12 protein-coding genes are annotated in these 10,370 nt (G+C 57.6%); 11 read left to right on the top strand and 1 reads right to left on the bottom strand.

Translation table 11 applies throughout. The features are described from left to right. Positions 1-120: 120 nt before the first annotated feature. Positions 121-1,167, bottom strand: coding sequence for an aminopeptidase (locus FN633_RS16290; protein WP_154058434.1), 1,047 nt, complete (start codon positions 1,165-1,167; stop codon positions 121-123). 298 nt (positions 1,168-1,465) lie between these two features. Here FN633_RS16290 and cysD point away from each other — a divergent pair, with 298 nt between their 5' ends. The 11 genes from cysD (at position 1,466) to nlpD (ending at position 10,140) form a co-directional block, all read left to right on the top strand. Then, positions 1,466-2,374, top strand: coding sequence for a sulfate adenylyltransferase subunit CysD (cysD, locus tag FN633_RS16285; RefSeq protein ID WP_154058433.1), 909 nt, complete (start codon positions 1,466-1,468; stop codon positions 2,372-2,374). Between the two features lie 9 nt (positions 2,375-2,383). Further along, a complete protein-coding gene (gene cysN / locus FN633_RS16280) occupies positions 2,384-3,811 on the top strand; it encodes a sulfate adenylyltransferase subunit CysN (protein WP_154058432.1) in 1,428 nt (475 codons plus the stop codon). After that, positions 3,811-4,416: an adenylyl-sulfate kinase gene (gene cysC / locus FN633_RS16275; protein WP_042387827.1), complete on the top strand. Its 606-nt coding sequence runs from the start codon at positions 3,811-3,813 to the stop codon at positions 4,414-4,416. The genes cysN and cysC overlap by 1 nt, the downstream gene beginning before the upstream one ends. 47 nt (positions 4,417-4,463) lie before the next feature. Further along, positions 4,464-4,787: a DUF3561 family protein gene (locus FN633_RS16270; protein WP_042387825.1), complete on the top strand. Its 324-nt coding sequence runs from the start codon at positions 4,464-4,466 to the stop codon at positions 4,785-4,787. A gap of 169 nt (positions 4,788-4,956) precedes the next feature. Then, the gene (gene ftsB, locus FN633_RS16265) at positions 4,957-5,268 is read left to right on the top strand and encodes a cell division protein FtsB (RefSeq protein ID WP_042387824.1); all 312 of its coding nucleotides are present in this window, start codon (positions 4,957-4,959) and stop codon (positions 5,266-5,268) included. Between the two features lie 19 nt (positions 5,269-5,287). Then, complete coding sequence (ispD, locus tag FN633_RS16260) at positions 5,288-5,995, top strand: 2-C-methyl-D-erythritol 4-phosphate cytidylyltransferase (protein WP_154058431.1); 708 nt, start codon at positions 5,288-5,290, stop codon at positions 5,993-5,995. 2 nt (positions 5,996-5,997) lie between these two features. Further along, a complete protein-coding gene (ispF, locus tag FN633_RS16255; protein ID WP_042387822.1) occupies positions 5,998-6,477 on the top strand; it encodes a 2-C-methyl-D-erythritol 2,4-cyclodiphosphate synthase in 480 nt (159 codons plus the stop codon). Further along, positions 6,474-7,523, top strand: coding sequence for a tRNA pseudouridine(13) synthase TruD (truD, locus tag FN633_RS16250; protein ID WP_154058430.1), 1,050 nt, complete (start codon positions 6,474-6,476; stop codon positions 7,521-7,523). The genes ispF and truD overlap by 4 nt, the downstream gene beginning before the upstream one ends. Next, on the top strand, positions 7,504-8,265 hold the full coding sequence (gene surE / locus FN633_RS16245) for a 5'/3'-nucleotidase SurE (RefSeq protein WP_042387819.1): 762 nt from the start codon (positions 7,504-7,506) through the stop codon (positions 8,263-8,265). Before truD ends, surE begins: the two co-directional genes overlap by 20 nt. Continuing rightward, positions 8,259-8,885 (top strand): protein-L-isoaspartate(D-aspartate) O-methyltransferase, encoded by a 627-nt coding sequence (locus tag FN633_RS16240; protein ID WP_154058429.1) that lies wholly within the window; start codon positions 8,259-8,261, stop codon positions 8,883-8,885. Before surE ends, FN633_RS16240 begins: the two co-directional genes overlap by 7 nt. A 109-nt stretch (positions 8,886-8,994) precedes the next feature. Then, positions 8,995-10,140 carry a murein hydrolase activator NlpD gene (gene nlpD, locus FN633_RS16235; RefSeq protein WP_154058428.1) on the top strand — a complete coding sequence of 382 codons (1,146 nt, stop codon included), beginning with the start codon at positions 8,995-8,997 and terminating at the stop codon, positions 10,138-10,140. The last annotated feature ends 230 nt before the right edge of the window (positions 10,141-10,370 follow it).

Below are 10,370 nucleotides of genomic sequence, written 5' to 3'. Positions count from 1 at the left end.
CAAGGCTCTCGATAAGCACCCTGAAATTTTTGAAGAGCTAAAGCAAGCCTAACATCCCAGATTGGCCGCACTCATGCCGGGCGGCGCTGCGCTTGCCCGGCCTACCAAACTACGATGGCGTTATGAGTTCTTCTCCGCCTTCGCCAACTCCTTCATCAGCGGCAGCATAATCCGCATCACGTCGCGGCTGCGGCGCTCGATGCGGCCGGGCAGGGCGCTGTCGATGAACTGCTGGTTATCCAGACGCACGTTATGCCAGCTGGTGCCGTCGGGAAACGCTTTGGTTTTTGCCCGCTGCTGGTAGCCATCTTTTTTCCCCAGCGACCAGTTCGTGGCCTCGACGGAGAGCACCGGGATACCCGCGCGATCGAACACTTCGCTGTCGTGGCAGCAGTCGGTACCTTTCGGATAGTCTGGGTTCAGGCCCGGATTGGTGGTGGCGGTGATACCGTGCTGGCGAGCGATGGCTAAAGCGCGATCCCGCGTCAGCTTGCGCACGGCGGCAGGCGTGCTTTTGCCGCTATTAAAATAGAGCTTATCGCCAACGATCAGGTTATCGAGGTTGATCACCAGCAGGGTGTTTTTCTTCTCGGCGTCGCTCATGCGCTGTAACAGATTTTCCGCGCCCAGCCGTCCCTCCTCTTCGCCGCTGGTGGCGATAAAGCGGATGCCGTATTGGGTCTGCATATCCTTCAGCCGATCAGCCAGCTCCAGCATCACCCCCAGTCCGGCGGCGTTATCGTCGAGCCCCTGTAACGTCAGGCCGCCAAGGTTGTTATCGCTATCGGCATCGCTGCGCGGCGCGTAGGTATCGAGATGCGCCATCACAATGATCTGCTGAGCCAGCTTGCCTTCGTGGGCGGCGATGACCGTACTGCCGGTCACGTTGTGCCAGTTCTGGTTCTTATTGCGTGAGGTATAGATGTAGCGGCTGTTGAACTTGCGGATGTCGCTCTGGTAGCCCATCTGTTCAAACTGCTGGCGCAGATAGTCGGCTGAGAGCATCTCCGCAGGTGTGCCGGTCATGCGGCCTGGGAAATAGGTAGCAATATGGCGAGCCTGCTCGCTGGCCATCTCGCCGAGCTGGCCGATCGTAGCCTGTGCCGGCACGGTAAAGCACACACCGAGCGCCAGAGCCATAGCGAGGTGGCGCAATGCGGGAAACATAGGGAGTCCTTAAAAATGAAGCAAAATTTTTGACCTGCTTAGTATGAAACTGTGATCGGAGTTACACAATTTCAATTACGCTTAAACGCCCGTATTTTCTCACGTTAAGCACTTTTTGATATTTGCTTTTGCTCAACGTTATTCCATTGAGTAACTACTCATTCCAATTCGTAATTTCATTCGGTCTTAGACGCCCCCTATAGTCCCTCTATCCCTTGTTTTTAGCGACGCATGCGACAGATAACAGACGCACAGAACAGATCGTCTCGTGTGGTCAATTTCCCTTTAAGGAACGGTTATGGATCAAAAACGACTCACCCACCTGCGACAACTGGAGGCGGAAAGCATCCATATTATTCGCGAGGTGGCGGCTGAATTCTCCAATCCGGTGATGATGTACTCTATCGGTAAAGACTCCAGCGTTATGCTGCACCTGGCACGCAAGGCTTTCTATCCGGGTACGCTGCCTTTCCCACTGCTGCATGTCGACACTGGCTGGAAATTCCGTGAGATGTATGAGTTCCGTGACCGTACCGCCAAAGCCTACGGCTGCGAGCTGCTGGTACATAAAAATCCGGAAGGCGTAGCGATGGGGATCAACCCTTTCGTGCACGGCAGCGCCAAGCATACCGATATCATGAAGACGGAAGGGCTGAAGCAGGCGCTGAATAAGTACGGCTTTGACGCGGCCTTCGGCGGTGCGCGCCGCGACGAGGAGAAATCCCGCGCGAAAGAGCGTATCTACTCCTTCCGCGACCGCTTCCACCGCTGGGATCCGAAAAACCAGCGCCCGGAGCTGTGGCACAACTATAACGGCCAGATCAACAAAGGTGAGAGCATCCGCGTCTTCCCGCTGTCGAACTGGACCGAGCTGGATATCTGGCAGTACATCTACCTGGAAAATATCGAAATCGTTCCGCTCTACCTGGCGGCTGAGCGTCCAGTGCTGGAACGTGACGGCATGCTGATGATGATCGATGACGACCGCATCGACCTGCAGCCGGGCGAAGAGATTAAACAGCGCATGGTGCGCTTCCGTACCCTCGGCTGCTGGCCGCTGACCGGCGCAGTAGAGTCTGACGCCAGGACGCTGCCGGAGATCATCGAAGAGATGCTGGTCTCCACCACCAGCGAACGCCAGGGGCGCGTCATCGACCGGGATCAGGCCGGCTCGATGGAGCTGAAAAAACGCCAGGGATACTTCTAAGGAGCCGCCATGAATACCACTATTGCCCAACAAATTGCTAATGAAGGCGGCGTCGAAGCGTACCTGCACGCCCAGCAGCACAAAAGCCTGCTGCGCTTTCTGACCTGCGGCAGCGTCGACGACGGCAAAAGCACCCTGATTGGCCGTCTGCTGCACGACACGCGCCAGATTTATGAAGATCAGCTCTCCACGCTGCACAACGACAGCAAGCGCCACGGTACCCAGGGCGAAAAGCTCGACCTCGCACTGCTGGTGGATGGCCTGCAGGCCGAGCGTGAGCAGGGGATCACCATTGACGTGGCCTACCGCTACTTCTCTACTGAAAAACGCAAATTTATTATCGCCGATACCCCGGGGCACGAGCAGTACACCCGTAACATGGCTACCGGGGCCTCGACCTGCGATCTGGCGATCCTGCTGATTGACGCGCGTAAAGGCGTGCTGGATCAGACCCGTCGCCACAGCTTTATCTCCACCCTACTGGGCATTAAGCACCTGGTGGTGGCGGTAAACAAAATGGACCTGGTGGAGTTCAGCGAAGAGACCTTTGACACGATTCGCCAGAGCTACCTGACTTTTGCCGAGCAGCTGCCGGGCAACCTCGATATCCGCTTTGTGCCGCTGTCGGCGCTGGAAGGAGATAACGTTGCCAGCCAGAGCGCAAGCATGCCGTGGTACAGCGGCCCGACCCTGCTGGAAGTGCTGGAGAGCGTTGAGATCCAGCGCGTAGTCGACACCCAGCCGATGCGCTTCCCGGTGCAGTACGTTAACCGTCCGAATCTCGACTTCCGCGGCTTCTCCGGTACCGTGGCCTCCGGCAGCATCAAGGTGGGCCAGCGCGTTAAGGTACTGCCGTCAGGCGTAGAGTCCACGGTGGCACGCATTGTCACGTTCGATGGCGATCTACAGGTGGCGGGCGCGGGCGAAGCGGTCACCCTGGTGCTGAAGGATGAGATTGACATCAGCCGAGGCGATCTGCTGCTGGATGCGCAGGAGAGCCTGCCAGCCGTGCAGAGCGCCGCAGTAGACGTGGTCTGGATGGCCGAGCAGCCGCTGACCCCTGGCCAGAGCTACGACATCAAAATCGCCGGCAAGAAGACCCGTGCGCGGGTGGACGGCGTTCAGTATCAGGTGGACATCAATAACCTGACCCAGCGCAGCGTCGATGCGCTGCCGCTTAACGGCATCGGCCTGGTTGATCTGACCTTTGACGAGCCGCTGGTGCTGGATAAATACCAGGACAACCCGGTTACCGGCGGGATGATCTTTATCGACCGCCTGAGTAACGTTACCGTTGGGGCGGGCATGGTCAATCAGCCGAACGCTGACGCCGTGGCTGCGCCGTCTGAGTTCAGCGCCTTTGAGCTGGAGTTGAACGCGCTGGTACGCAAGCACTTCCCACACTGGGGCGCGCGCGATCTGCTGGGAGGCAAATAATGGCGGATCATGACGAGAACGTCGTCTGGCACGCCCATCCCGTCACCGCGCAGCAGCGGGAGCAACTCCACGGCCACCGTGGGGTTGTGCTGTGGTTTACCGGGCTATCCGGCTCGGGTAAATCCACGGTGGCCGGGGCGCTGGAGGAGGCATTGCATCGGCTGGGTGTGAGCACCTATCTGCTCGATGGCGATAACGTACGCCACGGTCTGTGCAGCGATCTGGGCTTCAGCGACGACGATCGCAAGGAGAACATCCGCCGAGTGGGCGAGGTCGCCCGGCTGATGGTCGATGCGGGGCTGGTGGTGCTAACGGCTTTCATCTCTCCGCACCGTGCCGAACGGCAGATGGTGCGCGAGCGCGTAGGCGAGGGGCGCTTTTACGAGGTCTTTGTTGATACCTCCCTGGCTACCTGCGAAGCGCGGGATCCCAAAGGGCTGTATAAAAAGGCACGGGCCGGTGAGCTACGCCACTTTACCGGCATCGATTCCGTTTATGAGGCACCTGAGTTACCCGAGGTGCATCTGGACGGCGAACAATTAGTAACAAATTTAGTGGCTCAATTATTAGATCTACTGAAACGGGACGATATTATCAGATCCTGAGACAACGCCGGGTTTTGCGCCCGGCAAGTCAGGTCACAGGATCCACTATGCGCAATAGCCAGAATATTACTATTACCCCATCTGAAACCGGCGTTGCCAACGAAGAGACGACCTGGTCACTGCCAGGCGCTGTCGTTGGCTTTGCCTCATGGCTGCTGGCGCTAAGCATTCCGTTCCTGCTGTACGGCTCTAACACCCTCTTTTTCTTTCTCTATACCTGGCCGTTCTTTCTGGCGCTGATGCCCGTTGCGGTTATGGTCGGGATTGCCATCCACTCCTTGCTTAACGGCAGGCTGGTTTACAGCAGCCTGGTGACGGCGCTCGCCAGCGTCGCCATGTTCGGCATGCTATTTATGTGGCTGATGGGTTAAAGCACGCCATAATTCAAACCGTAACGCTTTTTAAGACGATGTTTCCAGGAGTGGACAGTGCCTGGAGCGCGTGAGGTATGGTACATTTGGCAGCGTCGTTACGGCATCGGCTTAGAGTGGAGTCCTGGCGTAAGTTATGGGATGATGATGCCGTTTTACAGGGGGCAGGATGGGTAAATTAACGCTGCTGTTGCTGGCTTTGCTGGTCTGGCTACAGTATTCATTGTGGTTTGGCAAGAATGGCCTCCACGACTTCAGCCGCGTCAGCGATGATGTCACAGTCCAGCAGGCAACAAACGCTAAGCTAAAAGCGCGCAACGATCAGCTGTTCGCCGAAATTGACGATCTCAACGGCGGCCAGGAAGCGATTGAAGAGCGTGCACGTAACGAACTCAGTATGACCAAGCCGGGCGAAACCTTTTATCGTCTGGTTCCGGATGCGTCTAAACGCACTCCAGGGTCACCACAAAATAATCGATAACAGGCCCAGGTTTTCTTACATGGCAGCAATAGTTCCGGCCATCTGTGCCGTCGTACCGGCCGCCGGATTTGGCCGTCGTATGCAAACGGAATGCCCTAAACAGTATCTTTCGATTGGCAATAAAACCATCCTTGAACACGCGGTTGCGGCGTTGCTGGCAAATCCGCGTGTTAAACGGGTGATTATTGCCGTCAGCCCTGGCGACGAACGCTTCGCCCGGCTGCCGCTGGCGCATCATCCTCAGGTGATCGTAGTGGACGGTGGTGCAGAGCGCGCCGATTCGGTGCTGGCCGGGCTGCACGCTGCCGGCGATGCCGAGTGGGTGCTGGTGCACGATGCGGCCCGTCCCTGCCTGCATCAGGACGATCTCTCCCGCCTGCTCTCTCTTAGCGAAACCAGCCGTACGGGTGGCATTCTGGCTGCCCCGGTGCGCGATACCATGAAGCGCGCTGAGCCTGGCAAGAGCGCCATTGCCCATACCGTGGATCGTAACGATCTGTGGCACGCGCTAACCCCCCAATTTTTCCCCTTGCCGCTGCTTAAACTGTGCCTGACGCGGGCGCTTAACGATGGGGCAACCATCACCGATGAGGCCTCAGCGCTGGAGCACTGCGGTTACCATCCCGAGCTGGTTGCCGGTCGCGCTGATAATATTAAAGTGACGCGGCCTGAAGACCTGGCCCTGGCAGAATTTTATCTTACCCGTAACGCCTCTATGGAGAACTGATAATGCGTATTGGACACGGCTTTGACGTACACGCTTTTGGCGGCGAAGGCCCGATCATCATCGGCGGCGTACGTATTCCCTATGAGAAAGGCCTGCTGGCGCACTCCGATGGCGACGTGGCCCTGCACGCCTTAACCGATGCGCTGCTTGGCGCGGCGGCGCTGGGCGATATCGGCAAGCTCTTTCCGGACACCGATCCGGCATTTAAAGGCGCTGACAGCCGCGAGCTGCTGCGCGAAGCCTGGCGTCGTATCCAGGCGAAAGGCTATACCCTTGGCAACGTGGATGTGACCATCATCGCCCAGGCACCGAAAATGCTGCCGCATATTCCGCAGATGCGCATCTTTATTGCAGAGGATCTCGGCTGCCACATGGATGACGTTAACGTTAAGGCCACCACCACCGAGAAGCTGGGCTTTACCGGACGCGGCGAAGGCATTGCCTGCGAAGCCGTGGCGCTGTTAGTCAAGGCGGCTAAATGACCGAGTTTGACGCGCTGACGTACCTGCATGGCAAACCGCTGGGCAGCGGCCTGCTGAAGGCTAACCCGGAAGATTTCGTCGTGGTAGAAGATTTAGGCTTCGCACCCGACGGCGAGGGCGAGCATATTCTGGTGCGGGTGCTGAAGACCAGCTGCAATACTCGCTTTGTCGCCGACGCGCTGGCAAAATTCCTTAAAATTTCCGCCCGGGAGGTCAGCTTCGCCGGGCAGAAAGACAGGCATGCAGTGACCGAGCAGTGGCTCTGCGCCCGCGTGCCGGGTAAAGAGATGCCGGATCTCAGCGCGTTTCGGTTGGAAGGCTGCCAGGTGCTGGAGTACGCGCGTCACAAACGCAAGCTGCGGCTGGGCGCGCTGAAGGGCAACCAGTTTACGCTGGTGCTGCGCGAGGTCAGCGATCGCGCTGACGTCGAGGCGCGTCTTACGGCAATCGCCGAGCAGGGCGTGCCGAACTACTTTGGTGCGCAGCGCTTTGGTATCGGCGGCAGCAACCTGCACGGTGCGCTGCGCTGGGCGCAGAGCGATGCCCCGGTGCGCGATCGCAATAAACGCAGTTTTTGGTTGTCGGCGGCCCGCAGCGCGTTGTTTAATCAGATCGTCAGCGAGCGCCTGAAAAAAGCGGACTTTAATCAAGTTGTTGACGGCGATGCGCTACAATTAGCGGGGCGCGGAAGCTGGTTCGTGGCCACGCCGGAAGAGCTGGCCGCGCTGCAGACACGCGTTGATGACAAAGCGCTGTTGATTACCGCTGCGCTGCCGGGCATCGGCGAGTGGGGAACCCAGCGTGAAGCGCTGGCGCGTGAAGAGGCGGCCATTAGCGATTCGCCTCTGTTACAGTCTCTGCTGGTGCGCGAAAAGGTTGAGGCATCGCGCCGAGCCGCGCTGCTCTATCCGCAGCAGCTGAGCTGGAACTGGTGGGATGATGTCACTGTCGAACTGCGCTTCTGGCTACCAGCCGGGAGCTTTGCCACCAGCGTTGTAAGGGAACTTATCAATACATCGGGTGATTATGCGAATATTGCTGAGTAACGATGACGGGATCCATGCGCCGGGTATTCAGACTCTGGCCCATGCTTTACGGGAATTTGCCGATGTGCAGGTTGTCGCGCCCGATCGTAACCGCAGCGGAGCCTCTAACTCCCTGACGCTGGAATCGTCACTTCGTACCTTTACCTTCGAGAACGGCGATATCGCCGTGCAGATGGGGACGCCTACCGACTGCGTCTTTCTGGGCGTCAATGCGCTGATGCGCCCGCGTCCGGATGTCGTCGTCGCCGGGATCAACGCCGGGCCGAACCTTGGCGACGATGTGATCTACTCCGGGACGGTAGCCGCGGCAATGGAAGGGCGTCACCTTGGTTTCCCGGCGCTGGCGGTCTCGCTTAACGGCTACACGCACTATGACACCGCCGCCGCCGTGACCTGCTCCATTCTCCGCGCCCTGAGCCGGGAGCCGCTGCGCACTGGCCGCATCCTCAATATCAACGTGCCCGATCTGCCTCTCGATCAGATCAAAGGCATTCGCGTGACCCGCTGCGGCAGTCGCCATCCGGCGGATAAGGTCATTCCGCAGGAGGATCCGCGCGGCAATACGCTCTACTGGATTGGTCCGCCGGGTGAGAAACACGATGCCGGGCCGGACACTGACTTTGCCGCCGTGGATGAAGGCTACGTCTCGGTGACGCCGCTGCATGTCGATCTTACGGCGTACGGTGCGCGTGACGTTGTTTCGGACTGGCTAAGTCGTGCCGGGGTGAACACGCAATGGTAAGCAGACGCGTACAAGCCCTTCTCGATCAGTTACGCAGCCAGGGCATTAAAGATGAACATGTCCTGGAGGCCATCGCACGGGTTCCCCGTGAGAAATTTATTGATGAAGCGTTTGAACACAAAGCGTGGGAAAACGTCGCGCTGCCTATCGGCCAGGGGCAGACCATTTCGCAGCCCTATATGGTGGCGCGGATGACCGAACTGCTGGTGCTGACGCCGGACTCCAGAGTGCTGGAGATCGGCACCGGCTCTGGCTATCAGACTGCTATCCTGGCGCATCTGGTGCGCCATGTCTGCTCCGTTGAGCGCATCAAGAGTCTTCAGTGGCAGGCGCGCCGTCGCCTGAAGCAGCTCGATCTGCACAATGTTTCTACGCGTCATGGTGATGGCTGGCAGGGGTGGCAGGCACGCGCCCCGTTTGATGCCATTATTGTGACGGCCGCACCGCCGGAGATCCCCGCTGCGCTTCTGGCGCAGCTGGATAACGGCGGCATTCTCGTTTTACCCGTGGGCGATGAGCACCAGCAGCTAAAGTGCATTCATCGACGGGGAAGCGAATTTATCATCGAAACCGTGGAAGACGTACGCTTTGTCCCGCTGGTGAAAGGCGAACTGGCCTGAGACCCGGATTTTTCCTAAAGTTTTCAGCGAGTTTAAGCGTAAGGTGGGGCGGCGTTAAATAACGCCACGGTTTTCAACACGCACAAGCAAATACATTTTTGGGGGATAAATGAGCACGGGAAGCCCAACATTCACCTTAAGCCGGATTGCGGCACTGTCACTGGTTTCGCTCTGGCTGGCAGGATGCTCAAATTCTGGTAATCCACCCGCACCGGTAAGCTCGGTTGACGGCGGCAACGCGTCCGGCAGCAGCACCGAGTCCGGGATGTTAATTACCCCTCCACCGAAGATGGGCAGCACACCGCAGCAGGCACCGCAAATTCAGCCGGTTATCGCGCCGCCAACGACCATTCAGCCAGCGACCCCTCAACCGGTGACGTCGCAGCCAGTTCAGACGCAAAATGGTCGAATTGTTTACAATCGTCAGTATGGGAACATTCCGAAAGGTAGCTATACTGGCGGCAGCACTTACACGGTGAAACGCGGTGATACACTGTTTTACATTGCCTGGGTAACGGGTAATGATTTCCGTGACCTGGCCCAGCGGAATAACGTTGCCGCCCCGTATGGCCTGAATGTCGGGCAAGTTCTCCAGGTCGGGAATTCATCCGGCACGCCAATTACTGGCGGTAATGCAATTACTCAGGCCGATGCTTCCGCGCAAGGAATCGTGACTCCGCCTGCACAAAAATCAACCGTAGTAGTTGCGCCGCAACCGACAATTACGTATTCTGAGGACTCAGGTGAACAGAGTGCTAACAAAATGTTGCCGAACAACAAGCCTGCGACGGTAGTCACAGCGCCTGTTACAGCACCTACGGTTAGCAATTCTGAGGTAAGTACCACCGAACCGACAGCCAGCAGTACGTCAACCAGCGCACCAATTTCAACATGGCGCTGGCCTACTGATGGCAACGTTATCGATAACTTCTCTGCAACCGAAGGTGGCAATAAAGGGATCGATATTGCAGGGTCGAAAGGCCAGGCTATCGTCGCGACCGCAGATGGACGCGTGGTATATGCCGGTAACGCTCTGCGCGGTTACGGTAATCTTATCATCATCAAACATAACGATGATTACCTGAGTGCCTACGCCCATAACGATACGATGCTGGTCCGGGAACAACAAGACATCAAGGCGGGGCAGAAGATAGCTACCATGGGTAGCACCGGAACCAGTTCTACACGTTTGCATTTTGAAATTCGTTACAAGGGGAAATCCGTCAACCCGCTGCGTTATTTACCGCAGCGATAATTTGGCAAAGTCGTTATACTATCTTTGCTTTGCCGTGGCAGCTTGTGCAAAAGCCGCTGCCGCGACGAAGAAAAGGGGTATGGAGATTTTGTTCAGGGATCACGGGTAGGAGCCACCTTATGAGTCAGAATACGCTGAAAGTTCATGATCTAAATGAAGATGCGGAATTTGATGAGAACGGAGTTGAGGCTTTCGATGAGAAAGTCCTGAATGAAGAGGAACCCAGTGAT

It is taken from the genome of Pseudescherichia vulneris (assembly GCF_902164725.1).
Taxonomy (GTDB): Bacteria; Pseudomonadota; Gammaproteobacteria; order Enterobacterales; family Enterobacteriaceae; genus Pseudescherichia; species Pseudescherichia vulneris.
Note: the sequence above shows the minus strand (reverse complement) of the source record. Positions and strands in the feature narration are given on the sequence as shown.